At 69.3% G+C, this 24,442-nt stretch carries 26 protein-coding genes; 18 read left to right on the forward strand and 8 right to left on the reverse strand.

Annotation, left to right across the window (positions count from 1 at the left end; genetic code table 11):
* Positions 1 to 16: 16 nt before the first annotated feature.
* A complete protein-coding gene (locus AB0I12_RS17275; RefSeq protein ID WP_359930189.1) occupies positions 17 to 664 on the reverse strand; it encodes a response regulator transcription factor in 648 nt (215 codons plus the stop codon).
* On the reverse strand, positions 616 to 1,920 hold the full coding sequence (locus AB0I12_RS17280; RefSeq protein WP_359930190.1) for a sensor histidine kinase: 1,305 nt from the start codon (positions 1,918 to 1,920) through the stop codon (positions 616 to 618). The genes AB0I12_RS17275 and AB0I12_RS17280 overlap by 49 nt, the downstream gene beginning before the upstream one ends.
* Positions 1,921 to 2,109: 189 nt before the next feature.
* Between AB0I12_RS17280 and AB0I12_RS17285 the strand changes: the two genes are divergently transcribed.
* From AB0I12_RS17285 to AB0I12_RS17330, 10 genes are all read left to right on the forward strand, one after another.
* Positions 2,110 to 3,144, forward strand: a complete 1,035-nt coding sequence (locus tag AB0I12_RS17285) for an acyl-CoA desaturase (RefSeq protein ID WP_359930192.1) — start codon at positions 2,110 to 2,112, stop codon at positions 3,142 to 3,144.
* Positions 3,145 to 3,169: 25 nt separating this feature from the next.
* Complete coding sequence (locus AB0I12_RS17290; RefSeq protein WP_350274463.1) at positions 3,170 to 3,463, forward strand: hypothetical protein; 294 nt, start codon at positions 3,170 to 3,172, stop codon at positions 3,461 to 3,463.
* Between the two features lie 11 nt (positions 3,464 to 3,474).
* Positions 3,475 to 4,239 carry an alpha/beta fold hydrolase gene (locus AB0I12_RS17295; RefSeq protein WP_359930193.1) on the forward strand — a complete coding sequence of 255 codons (765 nt, stop codon included), beginning with the start codon at positions 3,475 to 3,477 and terminating at the stop codon, positions 4,237 to 4,239.
* Positions 4,240 to 4,345: 106 nt separating this feature from the next.
* The gene (locus AB0I12_RS17300) at positions 4,346 to 5,446 is read left to right on the forward strand and encodes a DUF1343 domain-containing protein (RefSeq protein WP_359930195.1); all 1,101 of its coding nucleotides are present in this window, start codon (positions 4,346 to 4,348) and stop codon (positions 5,444 to 5,446) included.
* Positions 5,443 to 6,399, forward strand: a complete 957-nt coding sequence (locus tag AB0I12_RS17305; protein ID WP_359930196.1) for a GNAT family N-acetyltransferase — start codon at positions 5,443 to 5,445, stop codon at positions 6,397 to 6,399. Before AB0I12_RS17300 ends, AB0I12_RS17305 begins: the two co-directional genes overlap by 4 nt.
* Before the next feature lie 10 nt (positions 6,400 to 6,409).
* The gene (locus tag AB0I12_RS17310; protein WP_359930198.1) at positions 6,410 to 7,696 is read left to right on the forward strand and encodes an extracellular solute-binding protein; all 1,287 of its coding nucleotides are present in this window, start codon (positions 6,410 to 6,412) and stop codon (positions 7,694 to 7,696) included.
* Positions 7,693 to 8,631 (forward strand): sugar ABC transporter permease, encoded by a 939-nt coding sequence (locus AB0I12_RS17315; protein ID WP_359930200.1) that lies wholly within the window; start codon positions 7,693 to 7,695, stop codon positions 8,629 to 8,631. Before AB0I12_RS17310 ends, AB0I12_RS17315 begins: the two co-directional genes overlap by 4 nt.
* Positions 8,628 to 9,503, forward strand: coding sequence for a carbohydrate ABC transporter permease (locus AB0I12_RS17320; RefSeq protein WP_359930202.1), 876 nt, complete (start codon positions 8,628 to 8,630; stop codon positions 9,501 to 9,503). Before AB0I12_RS17315 ends, AB0I12_RS17320 begins: the two co-directional genes overlap by 4 nt.
* Positions 9,504 to 9,513: 10 nt before the next feature.
* The gene (locus tag AB0I12_RS17325; RefSeq protein WP_359930204.1) at positions 9,514 to 10,260 is read left to right on the forward strand and encodes a PIG-L family deacetylase; all 747 of its coding nucleotides are present in this window, start codon (positions 9,514 to 9,516) and stop codon (positions 10,258 to 10,260) included.
* A 34-nt stretch (positions 10,261 to 10,294) separates the two neighbouring features.
* Positions 10,295 to 11,053 (forward strand): ChbG/HpnK family deacetylase, encoded by a 759-nt coding sequence (locus AB0I12_RS17330; protein WP_359930206.1) that lies wholly within the window; start codon positions 10,295 to 10,297, stop codon positions 11,051 to 11,053.
* Between the two features lie 96 nt (positions 11,054 to 11,149).
* Here AB0I12_RS17330 and AB0I12_RS17335 read toward each other — a convergent pair whose 3' ends face one another.
* On the reverse strand, positions 11,150 to 11,905 hold the full coding sequence (locus AB0I12_RS17335) for an AraC family transcriptional regulator (protein WP_359930207.1): 756 nt from the start codon (positions 11,903 to 11,905) through the stop codon (positions 11,150 to 11,152).
* 86 nt (positions 11,906 to 11,991) lie between these two features.
* Here AB0I12_RS17335 and AB0I12_RS17340 point away from each other — a divergent pair, with 86 nt between their 5' ends.
* From AB0I12_RS17340 to AB0I12_RS17355, 4 genes are all read left to right on the forward strand, one after another.
* On the forward strand, positions 11,992 to 12,753 hold the full coding sequence (locus AB0I12_RS17340) for a phytanoyl-CoA dioxygenase family protein (protein WP_359930209.1): 762 nt from the start codon (positions 11,992 to 11,994) through the stop codon (positions 12,751 to 12,753).
* A 38-nt stretch (positions 12,754 to 12,791) separates the two neighbouring features.
* Positions 12,792 to 12,962: a hypothetical protein gene (locus AB0I12_RS17345; RefSeq protein ID WP_359930211.1), complete on the forward strand. Its 171-nt coding sequence runs from the start codon at positions 12,792 to 12,794 to the stop codon at positions 12,960 to 12,962.
* Entirely contained in the window at positions 12,959 to 13,399 is a 441-nt protein-coding gene (locus tag AB0I12_RS17350) for a PIN domain-containing protein (RefSeq protein ID WP_359930213.1), read from the forward strand. Before AB0I12_RS17345 ends, AB0I12_RS17350 begins: the two co-directional genes overlap by 4 nt.
* Before the next feature lie 96 nt (positions 13,400 to 13,495).
* Positions 13,496 to 14,143: a hypothetical protein gene (locus AB0I12_RS17355; RefSeq protein WP_359930214.1), complete on the forward strand. Its 648-nt coding sequence runs from the start codon at positions 13,496 to 13,498 to the stop codon at positions 14,141 to 14,143.
* Between the two features lie 4 nt (positions 14,144 to 14,147).
* On the opposite strand, the gene AB0I12_RS17360 is transcribed toward AB0I12_RS17355, so the two are convergent.
* The 5 genes from AB0I12_RS17360 to mce form a co-directional block, all read right to left on the reverse strand.
* Entirely contained in the window at positions 14,148 to 15,869 is a 1,722-nt protein-coding gene (locus AB0I12_RS17360) for an AI-2E family transporter (RefSeq protein ID WP_359930216.1), read from the reverse strand.
* Positions 15,866 to 17,782, reverse strand: a complete 1,917-nt coding sequence (locus AB0I12_RS17365) for a transposase (protein ID WP_359930218.1) — start codon at positions 17,780 to 17,782, stop codon at positions 15,866 to 15,868. Before AB0I12_RS17365 ends, AB0I12_RS17360 begins: the two co-directional genes overlap by 4 nt.
* A 247-nt stretch (positions 17,783 to 18,029) precedes the next feature.
* Complete coding sequence (gene ccrA, locus AB0I12_RS17370) at positions 18,030 to 19,361, reverse strand: crotonyl-CoA carboxylase/reductase (RefSeq protein ID WP_359930220.1); 1,332 nt, start codon at positions 19,359 to 19,361, stop codon at positions 18,030 to 18,032.
* A gap of 134 nt (positions 19,362 to 19,495) precedes the next feature.
* On the reverse strand, positions 19,496 to 20,395 hold the full coding sequence (locus AB0I12_RS17375) for a sensor histidine kinase (protein ID WP_359930222.1): 900 nt from the start codon (positions 20,393 to 20,395) through the stop codon (positions 19,496 to 19,498).
* A 52-nt stretch (positions 20,396 to 20,447) separates the two neighbouring features.
* Complete coding sequence (gene mce, locus AB0I12_RS17380) at positions 20,448 to 20,879, reverse strand: methylmalonyl-CoA epimerase (protein ID WP_359930224.1); 432 nt, start codon at positions 20,877 to 20,879, stop codon at positions 20,448 to 20,450.
* A 125-nt stretch (positions 20,880 to 21,004) separates the two neighbouring features.
* Between mce and AB0I12_RS17385 the strand changes: the two genes are divergently transcribed.
* From AB0I12_RS17385 to AB0I12_RS17400, 4 genes are all read left to right on the forward strand, one after another.
* Positions 21,005 to 22,207 carry an acetyl-CoA C-acetyltransferase gene (locus tag AB0I12_RS17385; protein WP_359930226.1) on the forward strand — a complete coding sequence of 401 codons (1,203 nt, stop codon included), beginning with the start codon at positions 21,005 to 21,007 and terminating at the stop codon, positions 22,205 to 22,207.
* A 10-nt stretch (positions 22,208 to 22,217) separates the two neighbouring features.
* A complete protein-coding gene (gene meaB / locus AB0I12_RS17390; RefSeq protein WP_359930228.1) occupies positions 22,218 to 23,174 on the forward strand; it encodes a methylmalonyl Co-A mutase-associated GTPase MeaB in 957 nt (318 codons plus the stop codon).
* A 297-nt stretch (positions 23,175 to 23,471) separates the two neighbouring features.
* Positions 23,472 to 23,630 (forward strand): hypothetical protein, encoded by a 159-nt coding sequence (locus AB0I12_RS17395; protein WP_355483178.1) that lies wholly within the window; start codon positions 23,472 to 23,474, stop codon positions 23,628 to 23,630.
* An 89-nt stretch (positions 23,631 to 23,719) separates the two neighbouring features.
* Positions 23,720 to 24,436 (forward strand): PH domain-containing protein, encoded by a 717-nt coding sequence (locus AB0I12_RS17400; RefSeq protein ID WP_359930230.1) that lies wholly within the window; start codon positions 23,720 to 23,722, stop codon positions 24,434 to 24,436.
* Positions 24,437 to 24,442: the final 6 nt, after the last annotated feature.

Genomic DNA, 24,442 nt, shown 5'->3' on the forward strand with positions numbered 1-24,442 from the left:
GCGACGGCGTACCGGCTCAGCGGGACGAGAGGTAGGTGAGGACCGCCATCACGCGGCGGTTGTCGTCCTCCGACGGGGGCAGGTCGAGCTTGGCGAAGATGTTGTTGGTGTGCTTGCTGACGGCCTTCTCGGTGACGAACAGGGCGCCGGCGATGGCGGCGTTCGAGCGGCCTTCGGCCATCAGGCCGAGGACCTCGGACTCGCGCGGGGTGAGCCGGCTGATCGGCTCGTCGCGGGTGTTGCGGGCCAGCAGCTGACCGATCACGTCCGGGTCCATCGCGGTGCCGCCGCCCGCGACCCGCCGGACGGCGTCCAGGAACTCGGCGACGTTCGACACGCGGTCCTTCAGCAGGTACCCGACGCCGCCTCCGCCGCCGGTGAGCAGCTCCCGTGCGTACAGCTGCTCGACGTACTGCGAGAGCACCAGGATCGGCAGGCCGGGGACCTGCGTGCGAGCCTCGATGGCGGCCTTCAGACCCTCGTCGGTGAACGTCGGCGGCAGCCGGACGTCCACGACCGCGACGTCCGGCCGGTGCTCCACGAGTGCGGGCACCAGCCGGGGTCCGTTGTCGACCGCCTCCACGACCTCGAAGTCGTGCGCCTCCAGCAGGCGGATCAGGCCGTCCCGGAGGAGGGCGTGGTCTTCAGCGATGAGGACTCGCAAGGCAGCTCCATGATCACGGTGGTCGGCCCGGCGCTCGGGCTCACCACGGTCAACGTACCGTCGAAGGCGGCCAGCCGCCGCTCGATACCGTACAGACCGCCGCCGGGCTTGACCGCCGCGCCTCCCACGCCGTCGTCACCGACGATCATGTGCAGCTTCTCCTCCTCGTGGGTGATCTGCACCCACGCGTTCGTCGCGGCCGAGTACTTGACCGCGTTCGCCAGGCACTCGGCGACCGCGAAGTACGCCGCCGACTCGACCGGCGCGGGCGGCCGGCCGGGGACGTCGAAGGTCACGTCGACCTTGAACGGGCAGGTCAGCGCGAGCGCCTTGACCGCACCTTCCAGGCCGCGGTCGGCGAGCACCGGCGGATGGATCCCGCGGACCAGGTCGCGCAGCTCGGACAGCGCCGTACTCGCGGACTCGCGGGCCTCGGTGAGCAGCGCCGCCGCCTGGGCCGGGTCCCGCGCCACCATCTCCTCGGCCATGCCGAGGTTCATGCTCAGCGCAGCGAGCCGGGCCTGGGCGCCGTCGTGCAGGTCGCGCTCGATCCGGCGCAGCTCGGCCGCCTGGGTGTCGACGGTCTCGGCCCGCGACTCGGCCAGCTCGCGGACCCGCATCGCCAGCTTGGCGCTCTCGGTCGGGCCGAGCAGCGAGCGGGCGACGTACGCGTTCGCCTTCAGCAGCCGCTCACCGGCGGCCTGCCAGATCAGGAACGCGAGCAGCGCCACCGGCATCACCAGGAAGCTGGTCCAGAAGTTGACCGTGACGAGCCCGCCGAACGGCTCGGTGAAGACGCCCTCGGGAGTGACGCCGACCAGCAGCGGGTAGACCAGGTAGAACAGCCCGGCCAGGAACAGGACGGCGCTGAGCAGGCACAGCGTGAACCCGATCACAGCGTTGACGAGCAGCCAGATGATGTCCCGCCAGGTCTGCGGGTCGGTCAGGATCGTCCGCAGCCGCATCAGCATGCCGGGCATCGGAGGCTTCTTGTACGGCCGGGGGATGCGCTCGCCGAGGAAGCCGGCCAGCATCGTGCGGTGGCAGTTCGCGAACCAGCGCGCGGCCGGCACGACCACGAGCAGTAACGGGATCCCGACCCACACCGCGATCAGCGGCACGGACACCACACTGAGCACGAACAAGGCGATCCCGAGCTCGGCCAGGATCGCGAGGAACAGGGCGATCCACGGCTGGGCGAGCTTCGGGTAGCGCATCGGCGGCGCTGCGGTGGTGGCGACGGTGGTGGTGCTCATGTCTCCATCATGACCGAGCGTGAGAGCCACGGCAGTGGAGTTATGCCCACTCTCCGCCGGGCGCTGTCACCCCCAGCGAATTGGGTAGTAACTCCCATGTTTTCGGGCGTTCGACCGACAACGCTTGATGCCGTACGCTGGCCGCGGCTGTACGCCTAGGCCTCCCCCCGCTACCGAGACGAGGACCTGATGGCTCAGCCGATCATGTCACCTGTTGCGACCCGCCGCTCCGATTTTTCCCCGCTGTTGCGGGAGGTCAAGGCCGCCGGCCTGCTGGAGCGCCGTGCGGCGGCGTACGCGATGGCGATCGGGATCAACGTGGCGCTGATGGCGCTGACCTGGGCGGTGATCGCGGTGATCGGCGCCTCGTGGTGGGTGCTGCTGCTGGCGATCCCGCTGGGCATCCTGACCACCCGCGCGGCGTTCTTCGGGCACGACGCCGGGCACCAGCAGATCGCCGCCTCGCGCAAGCTGCACGACTGGATCGGCATGCTGCACGGCAATCTCCTGCTCGGCATGAGCTACGCCTGGTGGAACGACAAGCACAACCGGCACCACGCCAACCCGAACCACACCGGCAAGGATCCGGACGTCGGCGAGGGCGTGCTGGTCTGGACGCTCGAGCAGGCCGAGGGCCGCAAGGGGCTCGAGGGCTGGCTGACCCGCAACCAGGCCCGGATCTTCTTCCCGCTGCTGACGCTGGAGGGCTTCAACCTCAAGGTGTCGAGCATTCGCTTCCTGCTCGCCCGCCGGCGCACCGAGAAGGTCGAGCTCGGCCTGATGGCGGCGCACCTGGTGCTGTACTTCGGCGCGCTGTTCCTGATCATGTCGCCCGGCCAGGCGGTGCTGTTCGCGCTGATCCACCACATGGTCTTCGGGCTGCACCTCGGCAGTGTGTTCGCGCCCAACCACAAGGGCATGGAGATGCCTGACGACGACAGCAACTGGGGCCACCTGGAGAAGCAGGTGCTGACGTCGCGCAACGTGAACGGCGGCCTGGTCACCGACTGGATGATGGGCGGACTCAACTACCAGATCGAGCACCACCTCTTCCCGAGCATGCCGCGCGCCAACCTCCGCTTCGCCCAGCCGATCGTGCGCGCGTACTGCGAACGCATCGGCATGCCCTACGTCTCGACCGGCCTGATCGAGTCGTACCGCCTGGGGTTGCGCCACATGCACGAGGTCGGCGAGGAACTTCGAGGCGACCTCAAGGTGAGCTAGGCCACACGACTAGCCTGGAGGGGCTATGTCGCGCAGAAAGCCTTCCAAGTGGCAGCGGCCGGTCAGTGACCGGCCGCTGCTCGGTGGTACCCAGTCCCGCGAGGCGAAGGCGGACGGCGAGTGGAACGTCCGGCGGGTCTCCGGATCCGCGTCGGCGAAGTCGTACCGCTGCCCGGGCTGCGACCAGCAGATCCCACCGGCCACCCCGCACGTCGTCGTGTGGCCGGACAACCCCAGCCTGCTCGGCGCCCTCGGCGGTGCGCAGTCCCTCGACGAGCGGCGGCACTGGCACACGGCGTGCTGGCAACGGAGCCGCTGAAAGGTGTGCGGATGAAGCTTCCGGTCACGGCGTACGGCGAGACGGGATCGCCGGTCGTGGTGATGCACGGGCTGTTCGGCTCGGGGCGGAACTGGATGACCGCCGCGCGCCGGCTCGCGGACCGGCACCGGGTGTTCGCGCTCGACCTGCGCAACCACGGCACGTCGCCGCACGTCGCCACGATGAGCTACCCGGAGATGGCCGACGACGTCCGGGAGACGATCGAGTCGCTCGGGGTCGGGCCGGTCGCGCTCGTCGGGCACTCGATGGGCGGCAAGACGGCGATGCTCACCGCGCTGCGGTACCCGGCCGCGGTCGAGCGGCTCGTCGTCGTGGACGCGGCGCCGGTCGCGTACCCGCCGGCGTTCGTCGAGTACGCGCGAGCGATGCGGACCGCCGACCTGTCGTCGGTCACCCGGCGCGCCGAGGTCGACGCCCAGCTCGCGGACGCCGTACCGACGCCGGGGACCCGGGCGTTCCTGCTGCAGAACCTGATCCTGGACTCCGACGGCGCCCGGTGGCGGCCGAACCTGCCGGTGATCGAGGCCGCGCTGCCGGCCATCTCCGGCTGGCCCGCGGTCGAGGGGCTGCACTACGACGGACCGACGCTGTTCATCTACGGCGGCAAGTCCGACTACGTCCAGCAGGACCACCGCGCCACCATCGCGACGTACTTCCCGCACGTCCAGTACGCCGAGGTACCCGAGGCCGGCCACTGGGTCCACGCCGAACGCCTCGACGACTTCCTCGCCGCTCTGACACCCTTCCTCCCGTGACCCTGGCAAACGGTTGTCAGTAATCCATTGACCTTCGGCTGGCTGCGTCGGTAAGTTTTCAACCCAGTTCCTGCAGGATCCACGATCTGGGTTGGGTGTGGTGGCGATGGCGGTCCGGACCGGCGCGCAGCGGCTGGCCGAGGACCCGGGGCTGGTGCCGGACGGGCGCCTGGGACTGATCACGAACTTCACCGGCGTGCTGCCGGATCTCACGCCGACGCCGGTGGCGCTGCGTGCGGCCGGACTGCCGTTGACGGCGCTGTTCGGTCCCGAGCACGGCCTCCGCGGTACGGCGCAAGCGGGTCAGAGCGAAGGCGAGGGCATCGACCCGGACACCGGGCTCCCGGTCTTCGACACGTATCGGCGCACGGGGCGAGAGCTCGACGACCTGTTCTCCGGCGTCGACGTGCTGCTGTTCGACATCCAGGACATCGGGACGCGGTTCTACACCTACATCTGGACGATGTACGACTGCCAGCAGGCGGCCGCGCGGCTCGGTCTGCCGTTCGTCGTGCTCGACCGGCCGAACCCGCTCGGGGGAGCTCGCGTCGAAGGGCCGATGCTGCAGCCAGGGTTCGAGAGCTTCGTCGGGCGGGCGCCGATCCCGCTGCGGCACGGGCTCACGGCCGGCGAACTCGCCCGGCAACTGGGGGAGGCAACGGTCGTCGAGCTGGAGGGCTGGACGCGAGACAGCCGCGGCGTCGAGCCGTGGGTGCCGCCGTCGCCGAACATGCCGACGCCCGACACGGCCCTGGTCTACCCCGGCACCGGTCTCTTCGAGGGCACGAACCTCAGCGAGGGCCGCGGTACGACGCGGCCGTTCGAGACGATCGGCGCGCCGTACGTCGACGACCGGCTGGTGCCGGCGCTGCGGGCGTGCGAGCTGCCCGGCGTGATCTTCCGGCGGACGTGGTTCGAGCCGGTGTTCCACAAGTACGCCGGCCAGGCGCTGTCCGGCGTACAGCTGCATGTCGTGGACCGGGACGCATTCGAGCCGGTGCGGACCGCGCTGGTGATGCTGCGGGTGCTCAACGAGCTGTATCCCGACGACTTCGACCTGCTGCCGTCGCTGGACAAGCTCTGGGGTTCGGACTCGCTGCGGAAGGCGCTGGAGGCGGGCGACGACCCGGTCGAGCTCTTGCCCGCGGCAACGACACCGTCCGGCTGGGTGCGTCCCGACGTCCTGCTCTACGGAGGAGCCTCATGATTCGTTCGTTCCAGGTCGGTGACGGGCCGGCGCTCGCCGCCGCGTGGACCGCCGCCGCGCCGGCCGATCCGATCGGCTACCAGCGCTTTCGGGACCTGTTCCTGCTTGACCGCAACTTCGACGCGGCCGGCCTCCAGGTAGCCGTGATCAATGATCAGATCGTCGGCGCCGCGTACGCCGTCCGCCGCCTGATCGCCGTCGACGCCGACGACCTGGAGCCGGCGTCCGGCTGGATCCCGTTCTTCTTCGTGCACCCGTCGTTCCGGGGGCAGGGCATCGGCCGCGAGTTGTTGTCCGCGGCAATGGACTGGCTCCGGTCGCAGGGCCGGTCCGAGGTGTTCTTCTCGTCGTACACCCCGAACTACTTCCTGCCCGGTCTCGACGCGGAGCGCTACCCACAGGCCGCCCGGCTGCTCGGCGAACTGGGCTTCGAGCGCCGGTACGACGCGGTCGCGATGGACCGCGGCCTCGTCGGGTACGCCGTTCCGGACGACGTCCGGGAGCGGATCGACACCCTGACGGCCGAGGGCTACACGTTCGGCACACCGTCCGGCGACGAGCTGACCGCGCTGATCGCGATCGCCGGCGCGGAGTTCAACCCGGACTGGGCGCGCGCGATCCGCGAGGGCGTCGTGTCCGGTCTGCCACTCGATCGGATCGTGGTGGCACGCGCCCCGGGCCGGGCGATCCTCGGCTGGGCGATGCACGGGACGTACGAGGCGGTGATCGACCGGTTCGGGCCGTTCGGGGTCCTGCCGGCCTCCCGCGGCACCGGGCTCGGGAAGGTGCTGCTGCACCTGACGCTCGAACGGATGGTCGCCGCCGGCGCGCACAGCGGCTGGTTCCTGTGGACCGGCGAGAAGTCCGCCGCCGGACAGCTGTACCTGAAGACGGGGTTCGAGATCACCCGCACGTTCACCATCCTCCGGGCGCCCTTGCACCCGGCTGGCTGAAAGGAGTGACATGAGCATCGCCAGAGGTTTGCGGCTTGCTGTTGTCCTGGGGCTCCTCGCTACCGGCGCTGCCTGCGGCGGCGGCGGCAGCGGCTCGGGCGGCAGTGGCGACAAGGTCGAGCTGACACTGCTGAGCCACTACAGCGACGGCCCGTCGAAGGACGGGCTGGACAAGATGATCCAGCAATGGAACAAGGACAACCCGAAGGTCCAGGTGAAGGCGCAGGTGGTCAAGTTCGACGACCTGCTGACCACGATGACGGTCCGGCAGACCGGCGGTCGCGGCGCCGACATCGTCAGCGCGTACGGCCTGTGGGGCGGCCAGCTGATAAAGGCGAACGTCGTCGCGAAGGTGCCGGACGACATCGCCACGAAGATCAAGGCCGAGTACAGCCCGGCCGCGCTCGGCGCCGTCACCACCGGCGACACGTTGCTCGGCTACCCGACCGAGCTGAACACCTACGTGCTCTTCTACAACAAGAAGATCCTTGCCGCGGCCGGTGTCGCCAAACCGCCGACGACCTGGGCCGAGCTCGCCGACGCGGCCCGTAAGACCGTCAAGCGTGATGCTAAAGGCAACATTCAGGTCGAAGGCCTGAGCCTGATCCAGGACGGCGACAACAAGTCGGTGCATCCGTTCCTGTCGCTGCTCGACGCGGCCGGCGGGAAGTTCCTCGGCCCGGACGGTACGCCGCGGTTCGACAATGCCGAGGGCAAGGCGGCGCTGAAGTTCGAGGCCGACCTGGCCGCCGCGAAGGCGACCAACCCCTCGATCATGCCGACCAAGCAGTTCCGCAGCGGCGGGGTGGCGATGGCGATCCAGGCCGGCTGGTGGATCGGCAGCCTGAAGACCCAGATGAAGGACAAGTACGGCACCGATGTCGGGGTGACCGCGATCCCCGGCCCGACGCCGGGCAGCAAGGGCTCGCTGGCGTACGGCTTCTTCATGGGCGTGAACCAGCGCAGCAAGCACGCGGACGAGGCGTGGAAGTTCCTCACCTGGATGAACGAGCACAAGGCGGCCGAGGGTAACGTCACGGAGACCGGCAAGTGGCTGGCCGACCAGGGCCTGATCCCGCCGCGGACTGCCGACCAGGCGGAGTACAAGAAGTCGCTGTCCGACCCGAACCTGGCGCCGATCTACGACGCCGCGACGTACGCGATGGCCGAGCCGAACCAGCCGGGTGCGTACGAGGCGAAGACCGCGCTGCACAACGCGCTCATGGGTGTGCTCGCCGACGGCAAGAGCCCGGACGACGCGCTGGCGCAGGCCGCCAAGGCGGTCAAACCGCAATGACGACCGCGGTCAGCAGGGTCGGTGCCGTCGCGGCGCCGGCCCGGCGGCTCGGCAAGCTGCATCGCGAGGGACGGGCCGCGTACCTCTTCCTCGCGCCGGCGCTGCTGTTCTTCTGCGTGTTCCTGATCCTCCCGTTCATCTTCGCGATCGTGCTCGCGTTCTCGGACTGGGGCGGGTTCGACCTCGGCACGCTGAAATGGTCCGGGATCGGGAACTTCCGCGAGGTGCTGAGCTTCGACGGAACCTTCGTCAAGCCGATCCTGGTGAACACGCTGCTGTTCGCGTTCGGCTCGGTGTTCCTGGCGACGTTCGGGTCGGTGCTGGTGGCCTACTGCATCGACCGGCTGGCGTTCCAAGGGTTCTGGCGGGTGCTGTACTTCCTGCCGGTCGTCGCCACGGTCGTAGCCATCGGCAACGTGTGGAAGATGATGTACCAGCCGGCCGGGCTGATCAACGGCGTCCTGAACAAGCTCGGCGTGAACAGCGTCGGGTTCCTGTCCGACGCCTCGTACGCACTGCCGTCGGTGACCGTCGTCCACGCGTGGGCCTCGATCGGCGGCGCCGTGCTGATCCTGACCGCGGGGCTGAAGGCGATCCCGGAGATGTACTACGAGGCGGCCGAGGTGGACGGCGCGAACGCGTGGCACCTGTTCTGGTCGATCACCCTGCCGCTGCTCCGGCCGGCGTTGCTGTTCGTGCTGATCACGCAGTTCATCGGCGGGCTGCAGTCGTTCGCGCTGATCATCGTGATGACCGGCGACGGCGGGCCGGTGAACGCGACCAACGTCGCGGCGTTCGAGATGTACCAGCGGGCCTTCAAGTACGGCGCCTGGGGGACGGCCAGCGCGATGGCGATGGTGTTGTTCGTGATCATCCTGGCGATCACGCTGCTGCAGCTGTGGATCGCCCGGCGGCGCGGAGAGGAGACCTCGTGAAGCGGCGCGGCAGGTTCCCGTGGTTCGCGTACCTGGTGGTGGTGCTGGGCGGCGTCGCGATGGTGATGCCGTTCCTCGACATGGTGATGAGCTCGTTCAAGGGCCCGGGCGAGTACGGCGTGATCCCGTACCGGCTGCTGCCGTCGTCGTTCGGCCTGGACAACTACCGCGAGGCGTTCTCACAGCTGGAGCTGCCCCGGCTGTTCCGCAACAGCGTGATCGTCACGGTCAGCGTGACGGTGTCGGTGCTGATCACGTCGGCGCTGGCCGGGTACGCACTGGCCAAGCTGCGGTTCCGCGGCCGCGCGGTGATCTTCCGGTTCATCCTCGCGACCATGATGCTGCCGCCGTTCCTGCTGCTGATCCCGACGTTCCTGATCATGCTGAACTGGCCGTTGGCCGGCGGCAACGACATCCTCGGCCGCGGTGGCGACGGCGGCCTGACCACCAGCCTGCTCGCGCTGATCCTGCCGTTCACGGTGTCCGGCTTCGGGATCTTCCTGATGCGCCAGTTCATGGTCTCGTTGCCCGACGAGATGCTCGAGGCGGCCAAGATCGACGGCGCGAACCAGTGGCAGACGTGGCGGCTGATCGTGCTGCCGCAGACCAAGCCGGTCGCGATCACACTCGGCCTGATCACGTTCATCGGCACCTGGAACGAGTACATCTGGACGCTGCTGGTCTCGTCCTCGGACCCCTCGTTGCAGACGCTGCCGGTCGGCATCCAGTTGCTGCAGAGCTTCCTCGACCCGGACCGCACGATGCCGATCGTGATGGCCGGCCTGGTGATCAGCACGCTGCCGGTGCTGGTCGTGTTCCTGCTGTTCCAGAAGTACTACGTGCGTGGCGTCGTACTCAGCGGCCTGAAGTGAGGAGACCCTTGTGACCAGAACAGTGCTCGCCGTCGGGGCGCACATCGGCGACATGGACCTGACCGCCGGGCCGACCCTGGCCAAGCTCGTGCTCGAGGGCGCGTCGGCGACGATCGTCGCGCTGACGCCGGGCGAGCGCGGTCACCCGCGGATGACTCCGGCGGAGTACAAGACGCAGAAGATCGCGGAGGGTACGGCGTTCGCGGAGGCGATCGGCGCGGACTTCACGGTGCTCGAGCACAGCGACGGGTTCCTGCCGTCGACCGACGACGTGGCGCTGCAGCTGGCCCAGCTCATCCGCGAGAAGCAGCCCGACACGATCATCACGCACTGGAAACACTCCATCCACCGCGACCACGAACACACCGCGGTGCTCGCCGAGCGCGCCCGTTTCCTGGCCGGCCTGCCGCTCTCGGCCGACGACGACTTCCCGGCGATCACGGCGTACCCGGAACTCGCCGCGAAGGTGGCCGAGCTGCCCCGGCACGGTGTCCGCTCGTTCCTGCACGCCGAGAACTGGGAGGACATGGAGGGCTTCACGCCGTCGCTGTACGTCCCGATCCCCGACGAGGCCTTCTACCTCTGGGTGAACGCCATCCGCCACCAGGCCTTCGCGCGCGGCGAGACGTACGGCTTCCGCTACATCGACTACTACACCGCCCTGATGACCACCCGCGGCTGCCTCGCGTCGTACCCCCGCGCCTGCGCGTTCCACACCAGCCAGTCCCCGGAGGTCAGCAAGCTCGCGGGACCGTAGATTACGTCGTGCCGGTGATCGAGAGGAGTGGGCTGTGGCTGAGGTTCGGTTGGTGGTTCAGTCGGACGACTTCGGGATGTGTCATGCGGTGAACGCCGGCACGGTGCAGGCGTTCCGCGAGGGGATCGTGACACAGGTGTCGACCATGGCGGCCTGTCCGTGGTTCACCGAGGCCGCGGCCCTGGCGCGGGAGTTCTCGATCCCGGTGGGCGTGCATCAGACGTTGACGTGCGAGTGGGACAACCTGCGCTGGCGGCCGGTGACGGACGGGGCGTCGCTGGTGGGGGAGGACGGCACATTCCGCCGTACCGTGGCCGAGGCCGCGGCGGGCATTTCCCACGATGACGCGGTCCAGGAGCTGTCCGCGCAGGCGGCGAAGTTCGCTGCCGAGGGGCTGACGCCCGAGTACCTCGACTTCCACATGGGATCGTCGGTGCCGTCGGCGTACGACGAGGTGTCCACGGCGCTCGGCAAGCCGTTCATCTACGGGCCGGACTGGTCGTCGCGGTTCGCGTCGATCGAGATCCTGAGCGACCGCGACGCCGCGGACAAGAAGCCGTGGATGCTCGCGTATCTCGACGCGCTCACCCCCGGCGTACACCTCCTCGTCACCCACTGCGCCGCCGCCGACCCCGAACTGGCCGCCCTCCACCGCCCCGGCTCCGACACCTACCGCTGGGCCGAGGAATACCGCCTCTCCGACCAGGCCATCGTCCTGGACCCCGAAATCCACCAGTCGATCAAGAACCGAGGATTCGAGCTGACGACCGTCCAAGCCGCCTTCGCCAGCTGACCCCTGTCCGCCGAGTCGTGGATTTCGGCTGTCATCGTCAGCCACAATTCACGACTCGGCGATCGGGGGCGGAGCCAATCGCCACGACTCGGCGGGTCAGCGCTGTGGGCCGATCGCGCGTAAGGCGCCTGGTGGGGCGCCGGTCGCGGACTTGACGTGACGGGTCAGGTGGCTGACCGAGTGGTAGCCCGTCAGGTCGGCTACGGCTTGGAGTGGAAGGGTCGAGTTGCGGATGTGGGCGAGGGCGTGACGTAGGCGGACTGCCTGGAGCGCTGCCTGGGGGCTCGTGTTGCGGAGGCGGGCGAACGCGGCCCGGAGGCCGGAGACGGAGATACCCAGCTCGTCGGCGACCCGTGAGATCCGGAGTCCACCGGCGAAGCGTTCTTCGAACAACTGCTCCGCCTGGGCGACGAGTTGTTCGGCAGGAGTTACGGCGGGCGTGGCGGCGGCGCGACGAAGGCGGAGGTCCAGTTCGGACAGCAGCAGCGTGCGAAGCTCGTCGCTGTCGGGCGTGGGATGCGTGCTCTCGCGGACGAGTGCGTCGAACACGCGGCGCAGGGTGTGGTCGGTGTCGTCGTAGCACAGGCGCGGCCACGAGTGGGTGGTTGCGGCGTCCACCTGGAGGAAGCGGTTCGCGTACCCGGTGCGGCTCAGCTCGGCGTGCCATGTGTGCGGAGGCGTGAGGAGCACGGTGCCGGGCGTGGCGTCGTACGTCTCGTCGCCGACAGGGCAGGTGATCCGGCCGCGAACGTAGTACACGAGCTCCCATGAGGTGTGCGCGTGCGGCGGGTAGTCCTTGCCGGGCGCTGCGGTGTGGACGCCGGCGCCGAGGAGTCGTGGCGATTTGTGCATAAGCCCTGTCGCCTCCTGCATTGTTTCGCGCGTCCGTCGGGTCGATGCTGGCATCGATTCGTGCATCTTGTGAAGGAGTGCTTGGGATGGATATGACGACCGCGCTGCGCGAGCTCGGCGTGACCGACGACGTACTCACGCAGGACGAGAAGGACCAGCTCGACCGCGACGGGTACCTGCCGCTGGAGGGAATCCTGACGGCGGACGAGGTGGCCGCGATCAACGAACGGCTGGCCGAATTGACCGCCGCCGAGGGGGACCGGGCCGGCCTGGAGGTGCATCAGGAGAAGGGCACGGACCGGCTCGCGGACCTGGTCAACAAGGACCCGAGGTTCGCGGTGTGCTTCAGCCACCCGCGGGTGCTGGCGGCGATGCGGCACGTACTGGGCGAGTTCCGGCTGTCGTCGCTCAACAGCCGCGCGGCACTACCCGGCGAAGGACATCAGGCCCTGCACGCCGACTCCGGCCATCCGGTCGAGCCGGGTGCGTACGAGGTCTGCAACTCGATCTGGCTCCTCGACGACTTCACCCCCCAGAACGGCGCGACCCGCGTCGTCCCCGGCTCCCACCGTCGCGGCACCATGCCCGCCGACGAAATGCCGGACCCCGCCGCCCGCCACCCCGACCAGATCCAACTCACCGGCCGAGCCGGCACCGTAGTCATCTTCAACAGCCACCTCTGGCACGGCGGCACCCAAAACCACACCGACAAACCCCGCCGAGCCATGCACTCCTACTTCGCCCTACGCCACCTGCCCCAACAACTCGACCAGCAGTCCTACCTCCGCGTGAACACCTACAACCGCCTGACCCCCGCCCAACACTTCATCCTCGACGTCACCGCCTAGTTGCCGGGAAAATGGCTCGCCTCGTCTACAGTGAGGTCATGGACGGCGAGCAGATCAACATGGAGGAGCTGCGGCAGCGCTTCCCTTGGATTGGGCTGGCGAGCATCGACGAACCGGAGCTGTCAGCCCGGTACCGCGAGATCCAGGCCGAGGCTCGGAAAGACCGCGAGATAGTCGAGGCCATCGAAGCGGCTCGGCGGAGCGCGTGACCGCACTGCTCTGCGATTCTGGCCCCCTGATCGCCACCTTCAACGTTCGTGATTCGAACCATGTGCGCTGCGCCAAGGTTCTGGCGGAGTGGCCAGGGCGTCTGCTCATTCCAGAGCCCGTGCTGGGTGAGACCTGCAACTTTCTGAGGAACAACGTCCGCAACGGTCCCGCCCTCGAGGTGCGGTTCCTCGAGGCGGTCACTCGGAGGACCGCCGCGTTCGAGGTCGTCGATCCCACCCAGGAGGACCGGGCGCGAGCCTCTGAGCTCAGCGCGCAGCTGGTCTCGGGACCGCTTGGTTATGTGGATGCAACTGTGCTGGCCCTGGCTGAGCGCTTGCATGAACCCGCGATTGCCAGTGTCGACTTCAAGTTCCTCGGCATGGCGACGCCCGTTTGCAGGCTTCAGCCGCTCCGTTGGGTGCTTCAGGAACTCTGACGACTCTCGGCTGGCGTGGGCATCCGCTTGGATGCGCCGGACTAGGCGCGAGGCTGGCATTGCTGGTCGGGTGCAGTCTTGGTCTAATCCGTTCTTGTGAATGCGCTGACGAGGAACGCCTGGTGGTCGGGGGCGATGGGCAACCTCCGCACGGAGTTCGAGCTGTACGGCGTGCAGGCTCGGCGGGATGCGGCGGAGTACGCGAATGTCTACGCCGGGCGGCGAGCGGTGATGGTCTTCGATGTGGTGGCGAGTCGTCGGCGGAAGTACGAGACGCGGGTCGCCCGGATGGTCGAGCAGTATGCGGGTGATGCGCCGACGCTCGGGTCACTGGCTACTGATGGGCCGGGGGACGGGTACGGTCTGCGCGACGGTGAGGGCGAGACTATGCGACAGGTCGCGGCCGGGCTGTTGCGGTTCGGGGCAGAGCGCGAGCTCGACGACGAGCAGGCGATCAAAAGCTGGGCGGACAGTGTCGCCGAGTTCGAGCATGCGGCCAAGCTCGATCCGTACGTCGGCGCCGTGAAAGGCATCGGGCTTGCGCTGTTCGCGTACTTGAGGATGCGATGCGGCGCGGACGCGATCAAACCGGACGTACGGGTACGGCGCGCGCTCGTCCGGCTCGGTTTCCGGGTACCGGGGGACGAGCACGCAGTGCTTGTCGTCTGCGGTGCGGCCGCAGTCGAGCTCGGCGTCTCCAAGCTGGTGCTGGATCAGCTGCTCTGGTGGTCTGACACGCGTTGACGTTCTAGGAGGCGTCGGCTTTGCGGACCCAGACTTCTCGGATGATGAGGAGGATGGCGGCGGCGGAGGGGATGGCGAGGAGGGCGCCGACGACGCCGAGGAGGGCGCCGCCGAGGAGGGCGGCGATGACGGTGACGGCGCCGGGGATGTCGACGGCGCGGCGCATGATGCGCGGGGCCACGACGTAGTTCTCGACCTGCTGGTAGATGATGCCGTAGATCAGGCAGGCGAGCCCGGTCCACAGGCCGCCGGTGAAGCCGATCAGGGAGACCACGACGACGCCGATCAGGCCGCCGACCATCGGGATGAAGTCGCAGAACATCACCACGATCGCCAGCGCCACGGCGTACTCACGCAGGCCGATGATCTCCAGGAAGATGAACATGCAGACACCCGCGCACAGCGCCACCATGAACTGGCCGCTGACGTAGCCGCCGACCCGGCCGAGGACCTCGTCGCCGAGGATCGAGACGCGGGTACGGCGGGTGCGGGGGACCAGGCTGTACGCCGCGCGCTTCACGGAGGGGAGCGACGCGAGGAAGTACAGCGTCAGCACCAGGATCGTGAACGTGTTGAACAGCGCGCCCGCCACCACCCTGCCGACACCGAGGATCCCGCCGAACGCGCGCTGCGCCAGCGCCGGGTCCTGGATGTAGTCCTGGGCCTTCTGGATGAAGTGGTACTTGTTGTCGAGCTCGTTGAGGGTCTTCGACTTGGTCAGCAGGTCGAGCCACTCGGGCGCGTTCTTGATCAGGCTGTTGACCTGGTCGGTGACCACCGGCACGATCGCGAACCCGACGCCGGCGACCGCGAGGATCATCAGCAGGAACACCACGCCGACCGACAGACCGCGCTTCAGGCCGCGGCGCATGAACCACTCGACCAGCGGGTTCAGGCCGACGGCGATGAACATCGAGACCAGCAGCAGGATCAGGACCGAGCGCGCCTGGCCGGCTGCGTTCCACAGCCCCCAGGCGACGAGCACGCCGAGCGCGGCGAAGAAGCCGAACGTGAACGGGTTGCCCCGGCGCAGTGGCGGGCCCGGCGTACCCATACCGACCGACGGATGCCGCTGCTCGATCAGCAGCTCGTCCGCGATGTCCGTATCCGCCAGATGCCCAGCCGCCGCAGCCTCCTCCGCGGAGACATCAGCCTTGTCGGCCGGGACGTCCGCCTTGTCGGCGGAAGCGCCGGCCTTGTCCGCGGAGCCATCGGCCTTGTCCGCGGAGCCATCGGCCTTGTCGGCCGAGACGTCCGCCTTGTCGGCGAAGGCGTCGGCCTCGTCGGCTGAAGCATCCGCCTGCCGCGCCGAGTCGGCCGCCTCGTCGGAGGACACGTCCGCGGCTCGCGCGGAGTCGGCTGCCTGGTCGGATGACGAGTCGGCGGAGCGTGCTGAATCGGTCGCCTCGTCCGCGGAGGAGTCGGCCGCGCGTGCGGAGCCCGCTGCCTCGTCGGACGACACGTCCGCAGTGTGTGCGGAGTCGGCTGCCTCGTCTGCGGAGGAGTCGGCGGAGCGGGCGGCGTCGGTTGCCTTGTCCGCGGAGGAGTCGGCGGCTTCGGCCGCGGCCTCCGCCTCGTTGGCGGAGGTGGTGGCTTGGGTGGCGGCTTGTTCGCTCTTGCCGGCGGCGGCTTCGGCCTTCGCGGCCGCGGACTTCGCTTCGCGCGTTGCCTCGGCGAGGTCCGCGTCCGGGGTCGCTGTGGAGGTGTCGTCGCCGGGTGGCGTCACATCTTGTCCTTCGGGGATCGCGCGCTCGAGGTGGTCGTGGTGTCGCCCGCGGACGGCGTGCTCCCGGACTTTGCCGGGGCGGACGGCCGCGTCTGGCCCCGAGTCTCCTCGCTCGCGAGGTCACTCAGCCGGAACTCGTCCACCATCGTGGAGTCCTTCGGCTCCTCGGCGTCCTCCGCGGCGTCGTCGGCGTCGGCCGGCCCGCCGGCGGACCGGCTGGTCTTGTCCGCGAGGTCGTCGGCGTCCTTCGGGTCGACGCGCAGATTGGTGTCGATCCGGGTCTCGTCGACGCGCGCGTCCCCGGCCCCGGCACCGACGAACGGGCTCGCGCCGGTGAACGGCCCCTCTTCGTCGTCGTCGTACGACGTGTCGCTCGAGCCGGACGCGGCCGGCGTCGCTCCGGGGAACGGGTTGTCCTCCGGCGTGGTCGCCGGGTACGGGTTGTCGTCGTCGGCCGGAGCATCAGCCGGGGACTCCGCAGGGAACGCGGCCGAGCCGGCACCGGACGCCGCAACATCGGACGTGGCCGAGCCCGACGAAGCCTCGGGCGAGAACGTGCCAGCAGCCGGGCTCGACGAAGCCTCGGGCGAGAACGTGCCAGCGGCCGAGCTCGACGAAGCCTCGGGCGAGAACGTGCCAGCAGACGGGCTTGAGGTGGCCTCGGGGGAGAACGTGGACGAACCCTCTCCGGAGAACGGGCTCACCGCCGGGCCCTCGGAGGCGAACGGGCTGCCCGCGCCGGAGCCGGGTGTGCCGAACGGGCTGCCGCCCTGGGTCCCGCGGCCGGACGGACCGTTGTCCGCGAGACCGGACGACGACTCGGTGCCCCGGGCAAACGGGTTCACGTACGGCGCCGCGGCGGTCTCGGAGTCGAGCTCGGCCGCCTGGCGGGCGATGTTGCTGGCGATCTCGTTCAGGCCGGCGATCTGGGTGAGGATGCCGTCGCGGCGCTTCGCCAGCCGCTCGGTCTCGCGGGCGACGACGGTCCGGGACCGCTCCGCCTCGTCGGCGGCGTTCGCGAGCTCGGCCTCGGCGCGGGTCCGCGCGGTGGTCAGCAACTGCTCGGCCTCCCGGCGGGCGCGCGACAGCGTCCGCTCGGCCGACTCCTCGGCCTCGGCGCGGACCTTGCGGGCCTGCTCGGTCGCCTCGGCCACCCGGCGCTCGGACGCCTCGGCGGCCTCCTTCATCTGGGTAGTCAGGTTCTCGGTGTCGGCCGCGATCTGCTGGTGCTTGTCGGCGAGCTCCTTGGCCTGCTGCTCGCGCTCGTCCGCCAGCCGCGCCCGCAGCGCCGCCGACTCGCGCTGGATCGCGGTCCGGATCTTCTCGGCCTCGTGCAGCGCGCCGTTCTTCAGCGTGCTGGACTGCGACTCGGCCGTCAGCTGCAGCTGCTCCGCCTTCCGCTGGGCCGCCTGCAGGACCTCGGCCGCCTCGGTCTCCGCGGTCCGCCGCAGCTCGGCCGCGTCGCCCTCCGCCGTACGCCGCATGCTGTCGGCCTCGTTGAGCGCGACGGTCCGGATGTCCTCGGCCTCGCGGTCGCCGGTCGCGCGCGCGGCCGACGCCTCCTTGGCGGCGTTCGCGCGCAGCTCCTCGGCCTCGCGCTTGGCCTCCTCGAGCGCCTCGGACGCCTGGTCCTGGGCGAGCCGGAGGATCTGCGCGGCGCGGTCGCCGAGCCCGGCGTACGACGGGTTGGCGCTGGCCTCCAGCTGACGCCGGGTCTCCTCGAGCTGCTGCTGCATCGGCGCGACGCTCTGCTGCAGGCTGTCGGCGCGGTTGCGGGCCTCGACCAGCTGCATCTCCAGCGCGCGGACGTAGTCGTCCACGGCCTGCTTGTCGTACCCGCGGCGGCTGACCGGGAAGCCCCCGGCCGCGGTCGCCGTGCGATCGAAGAACGGCAGGCTCGACTCGTCAGGCATTTCCCGAGATTCCCTTCTGGCGGCTTTCAGTGAATCCCCCACCATAAGCCTGTCAGAACCCGGTTCAAACGCCCAATCGCACCGAGGGCATGTCCTCCATTCCCACGCCTACTGCGCGGCACTCGGCACGGCACCTCGCCGCACGGGTGCAAAGGCCACGATGCTCCGCATCGAGACCTTCGCCCCCGCACGCCGATGCACCGCACCGAGCACCTGCTCGCGACGGCGTGGAAATGGAGGACATGCCCTACCTGTTACGGAAGCGATTAATGGCGTCCAGATGCTTGTCGCGCAGTGCGGTGTCGCGGACGCCGAGGCCTTCGGTGGGGGCCAGGGTGAGGACGCCGACCTTGCCCTGGTGCAGGTTGCGGTGCACGTCGTACGCCGCCTGCGCGGTGTCCTCGAGCGGGTAGACCTTGCTGACCGTCGGGTGCACCATGCCCTTGGCGATCAGCCGGTTCGCCTCCCAGGCCTCGCGGTAGTTGGCGAAATGAGAGCCGATGATCCGCTTCAGGTTCATCCACAGGTACCGGTTGTCGTACTCGTGCATGAATCCCGACGTCGACGCACACGTCACGATCGTCCCGCCGCGCCGCGCGACGTACACCGAGGCGCCGAACGTCTCCCGGCCCGGGTGCTCGAACACGATGTCCGGGTCGTCGCCGCCGGTCAGCTCGCGGATCCGCGCGCCGAGCCGCTTCCATTCCTTCGGGTCCTGGGTGGTCTCGTCCTTCCAGAACCGGTATCCCTCGGCCGACCGGTCGATGATCAGCTCGGCGCCCATCGCGCGGCAGATCTCGGCCTTCTCCGGCGACGACACCACGCAGACCGGGATCGCGCCGCCGTTCAGCGCGAACTGCGTCGCGTACGACCCCAGGCCGCCGGACGCGCCCCAGATCAGCACCACGTCGCCCTGCTTCATGTTGGCGCCGTTGGCCGACACCAGCTGGCGGTACGCCGTGCTGTTCACCAGGCCGGGGGACGCCGCCTCCTCCCAGGTCAGGTGCGCGGGCTTCGGCATCAGCTGGTTGGACTTCACCAGCGCCAGCTCCGCGAGGCCGCCGAAGTTCGTCTCGAAGCCCCAGATCCGCTGCTCGGAGTCGAGCATCGTGTCGTTGTGCCCGTCCGGCGACTCCAGTTCGACCGACAGGCAGTGCGCGACCACCTCGTCGCCCGGCTTCCACGCGTTCACGCCCGGGCCGGTCCGCAGGACGACGCCGGCGAGGTCGGAGCCGACCACGTGGTACGGCAGGTCGTGCCGGGCGGTCAGCGGCGACAGCTTCCCGTACCGCTTCAGGAACGAGAACGTCGAGACCGGCTCGAAGATCGACGTCCAGACGGTGTTGTAGTTGATCGCGCTGGCCATCACCGCGACCAGCGCCTCGCCCGGGCCGAGCTCGGGGGTCGGGACGTCGTCGAGGTGCAGGCTCTTGCGCGGGTCCTTCTCCTTCGCGTCCAGGCCCTCGAACATCGTCGCCTCGTCGGCGTGCACGGTGATGCCCCGGTAGTGGTCCGGTACGTCGAGCTCACCGACGGCGGCAGTGTCGCCGGAGAGGATCGCATCGAGGATCTGCTTCACGAAAGTACCTCCTGGAACGGCGGTCTGTGTGAGCGGAACTTACCGTCGAGTATGCACGCGTGGCTGTGCCCTGTAACACAGCGGAGGACGGGTGAGACGACCGTCACTTTTCCAGTCCACCGTTGTCAGTGGTCTTATCGCAGTCGCGTGTGCAGCCGCACCTGCGTGAAGCCGTCGCCCGATCGCAGTTGCGCCAGGTCGCACAGCTGGTTGGCCAGCCAGACGCCCCGGCCGCCGAGCCCGTCCAGCGGCGGCAGCACCCGCCCGATCAGCAGGTTGTCGATCCGCCCACGGTCGAGGACGTCGCAGATCAGCGTGCCGTCGGCGATCCACACCGCCAGCCGGCCGCGCCCACCTCCGAACCGGATGCTGTTCGTGCAGATCTCGTGCAGGGCCAGCGACAGATCCTCGAGCCGGTCGCGCGACACCCCGTGCGACGCCGCCCGCCCGCTCAGCCACTGCCGGATCTCCCCGAGCTCGTCGGGCCCGAACTCCCAGCGCTCGGCGCGGTCCGGGATGTCGTCCAGCGCGGTCCGGAATCCCTTCTCCGCAAGGGCTTCCGCCGCCGAATGCGTCGCCGTCGGATCGATCCCCACGGACGCCTCGTACGCGCAACAGAGCCGGAACGACCGGTCGTGCGCGAAGGCGATGCCGGTCAGCGCCTCGTGCAGCAGCACCTCGTCGTACGCCGCCTGGCTGCGGCCGGGGTACGCCGGCTCGCCGAGCGCGCGGACCGGGCCGGGGTGCTGGTCGAGGATGTCCCGCCAGAACGGGATCAGCCGCGCGGGGTTGCCCCCGGCAACGGTCATGTCGGTGAAGCAGACGTCGTGCCGCAACGGTCCGAGGGCGTCGCGCAGCACGGCGATCCGCTCCGGTGGCAGCACGGCCACGATGGTTTCCCCCGCCGCCAGCCCCTGCCGTACGAACCCGGCCGCGCGCTGCACGAACTCCTCGTCCGACGCGTGGACGAAGGCGTCGTGCTCGAACCCGGCCGGCGCACCATGGGAGGAATCGGTGGCGCTGTCCTTCAGCACCCGCACAGCTTAGGCCCTGTCCGGCAACTCGGGGCGGTGTTTTAGCGAGCCGTCACGCCGGGTGGGAGACCGGTGGCTCCACGAGTTCGACGAGCACGCCGCCGGCCGATTTCGGGTGCACGAAGTTGACCCGCGAGCCGGCCGTACCGCGCTTCGGCTCGTCGTACAGCAGCCGGGCGCCGCGCTCCCGCAACACCTCGGAGACGGCGTCCAGGTCGCGGACCCGGTACGCGAGCTGCTGGATCCCGGGACCGCGCTGGTCGAGGAACCTGGCGATCGGCGAGGCGTCCGACAGCGGCGCCAGCAGCTGGATCGAGGAGCCCGAGTCGCCGACCGACAGCATCGCCTCCCGGACGCCCTGCTCCTCGTTGACCTCCTCGTGCGCCACAGTCATGCCGAACACGTCGGCGTAGTACCGGACGGCCTCGTCGAAGTCGGGCACTGCGATGCCGACGTGGTCGATCGCGTCGAACAACTGATCCATCCCGCCAGCGTGGCCCAGGACGTCTGCGGAGGCCATCGAAAGTGGCCCACCCGACACGATCCGTGTGACCCGTCTGACGTGCTCGACCAGCGGCGTACCAGTGCCTGCGCAGGTATCGTGACGGCATGTCTGACACGCGGAACTCAAGCGTCATCGTCGCCGGTGCACGGACCCCGATCGGGCGGTTGCTGGGTGGCCTCAAGGGCTTCACCGGCGCCGAGCTCGGCGGGTTCGCGATCAAGGGCGCACTGGACAAGGCCGGCGTCGCGCCGGACCAGGTCGAGTACGTCGTCATGGGCCAGGTCCTGCAGGCCGGCGGCGGTCAGATCACCGCCCGTCAGGCCGCGGTCAAGGGCGGCGTCCCGATGGACGTCCCGGCCATCACCATCAACAAGGTCTGCCTGTCCGGGCTGAACGCGATCGCCCTCGCCGACCAGCTGATCCGCGCCGGCGAGTACGAGATCGTCGTGGCCGGCGGCATGGAGTCGATGACCAACGCGCCGCACCTGCTGCCGAAGTCCCGCGAGGGCTTCAAGTACGGCGACACCACGCTGGTCGACTCGATGGCGTACGACGGGCTGTGGGACGCCTTCACCGACCAGGCGATGGGTGCGCTGACGGACCAGCAGAACAACACCGTCGAGAAGCTCAGCCGCGCGGAGCAGGACGAGTTCAGCGCCCGTTCGCACCAGCGCGCCGCCGAGGCCTGGAAGAACGGCCTGTTCGCCGACGAGGTGGTCCCGGTCGAGGTGCCGCAGCGCAAGGGCGACCCGATCGTGGTCGACAGCGACGAAGGCGTCCGCGGCGACACCTCTGTCGAGGCGCTGGCCAAGCTGCGGCCGGCCTTCGGCAAGGACGGCACGATCACCGCCGGTTCGGCCTCGCAGATCTCCGACGGCGGCTGCGCGGTCGTCGTGATGAGCAAGGCGAAGGCCGAGGAGCTCGGGCTCAGCTGGATCGCCGAGATCGGCGCGCACGGCTCGGTCGCCGGACCGGACTCGACGCTGCAGAGTCAGCCGGCCAACGCGATCGTGAAGGCCTGCGCGAAGGAAGGCATCGCGCCGGCCGACCTCGACCTGATCGAGATCAACGAGGCGTTCGCGGCGGTCGGGATCGCGTCCGCGCGGGAGCTGCAGGTCGGCGAGGACAAGGTGAACGTGAACGGCGGCGCGATCGCGCTCGGCCACCCGATCGGGATGTCCGGCGCGCGTCTGGTGCTGCACCTGGCGCTCGAGCTCGGCCGCCGCGGCGGCGGTGTCGGCGCGGCCGCGCTGTGCGGTGGCGGTGGCCAGGGGGACGCACTCATCGTGCGGGTCCCCCAGAGCTGACCCAGAGCTGATGCCACGTCGTACGGCGCCTGTCGGCGAGCTGGTCGAGCGGGCCCGGGAGGGTGACTCCCGGGCCGTGGCCCGGCTGATCTCGCTGGTCGAGGACGAGTCGCCGCTGCTGCGGGACGTGATGGCCGCGCTGGCGCCGTACGCGGGCCATGCGCACATCGTCGGCATCACCGGGTCGCCCGGCGTCGGCAAGTCGACGTCGACCTCGGCCCTGGTGTCGGCGTACCGGGAGACCGGGAAGCGGGTCGGCGTCCTTGCGGTCGACCCGTCGTCACCGTTCTCGGGCGGCGCGCTGCTCGGCGACCGGGTGCGGATGCAGGACCATGCGACCGATCGCGGGGTGTTCATCCGGTCGATGGCGTCGCGCGGGCATCTCGGCGGGCTGTCGTGGTCGACGCCGCAGGCGCTGCGGGTGCTGGACGCGGCCGGGTTCGACGTGGTGCTGGTGGAGACCGTCGGCGTCGGGCAGTCCGAGGTCGAGATCGCCGGGATGGCGGACACCACGCTGGTGCTGCTGGCGCCCGGGATGGGCGACGGCATCCAGGCGGCCAAGGCCGGGATCCTCGAGGTCGGCGACATCTACGTGGTGAACAAGGCCGACCGGGACGGCGTCCAGTCGGTCACCCGGGACCTCCGGGCGATGCTGGCGCTGGCCGAGCGGGCCGACGGGGCCTGGTTGCCGCCGATCCTGAAGACGGTTGCGTCCCGCAACGAGGGTGTCGCGGAGGTGGTGCAGGCGATCGAGGACCGGCTGGAGTGGATGCGCGGGAACGGCGTGCTCACCGACCGCCGGCGCAGCCGCGCCCGGGACGAGATCGAGGCGATCGCGACCACCGCGCTGCGCGCCCGGTTCGCGCACCTGCACGGTGACGCGCGGCTCGACGTCCTCGCGGCGAAGGTCGCCGACGGCGGCACGGACCCGTATTCGGCGGCCGACGAGTTGATCGCCGCGCTGTGACGATTGTCTCGCCGTGCAACAGCCGGCCACGCAGTGTCACATTGTGTCTTTGCTTTTCGTTCACCAGGAGTTGTGCCGAATCCGGGCAAATACCGCGGGATTTACGCTGAGTACGGTGGTCCCCGTCTCAGGGCGGCGCGCCGATGGCTGCCGTGCCCCCCAATCCGTTACAGAATGGACCTTGTAGCTGGTGAGCATTGTGCGGTGGGCTGTGTTCAGTCAGTGACAATTGGTGACGGTCCGTGATACAAACTCAAACACAGTCGACCGAGTGGGTTAGGAACAAGGAGTGGCGACATGCCGAAGAAGCTGTTGATCTGGTCGCTCATCGCCTTTGCCGGCTTCTATCTGTTCACTCAGCCGGCCAACGCCGCCAACGCGGTAGGTGGCGCGTTCTCGGCTGTTGGTGACGCTTTCACCAGCGTCATCGCCTTCCTGACAGCGCTGTTCAGCTGATCTGCCGTTTCGAGTGTCCCGTGACGCGCCGTCGTGCGGGACACTTGGATGTACGGGGTCACACAACAGCGTGACAGGGGAGTGAGCGGATGGCCGGAATAGGCCTGTTCCGGATCTTCGACCCGAAGGTCCGGCGCCATCTGATCTCGGACGAGGGCGAAGTCGTCATCGACGAGGTCCGGCAGCACTGGGTGGTGTACTCGGTGCCGATGCTCGAGGTGGTGCTGGCGGCGGCGCTGCTGGTCACGATGGCCACCACCGCGATCGGCGGGCAGCCGGTGCTGCTGGCGATCGTGCTCGTGCTGTGCGCGCATGCCTTCTGGCAGTTCCTCACCCACCATCGGGACCGGTTCGTGGTCACCAACATGCGGGTGATGCGGATCCGCGGCGTGTTCTCCCAGACCGTCGCGACGACCCCGATCGCGCGGGTCCTCGACATCACCCTGCAGAAGCCGATCATCGGCAGGGTCTTCGGTTACGGCCACTTCGTCTTCGAGTCCGCCGCGCAGGACCAGGGCTTCCGTGAGATCAAGTGGGTCAGCCGGCCCGACGACCGCGACCTGACCATCCAGCGGGTCATCCAGCGCACCGGCCTGCGGGCCTCGGCGAGTGTCGACGTACTCCAGGGGGACGAGGACTCCGACGACGACGGCACCGGTCCGATCGGGATGGACTCGGCGCAGGAGGTCATCGCGAGTACACCGGCGCCGGCCGCCGCGCACCAGTCCCGTCCGGCGTCTCCGCCGTCGTCCGGCTCGAAGTCGATCTTCAACAGCGAGCGCGGCAACTGGACCGACAACGACTGACCCACG

Origin of the sequence: Kribbella sp. NPDC050459 (genome assembly GCF_040655315.1) — a bacterium.
GTDB lineage: Bacteria > Actinomycetota > Actinomycetes > Propionibacteriales > Kribbellaceae > Kribbella.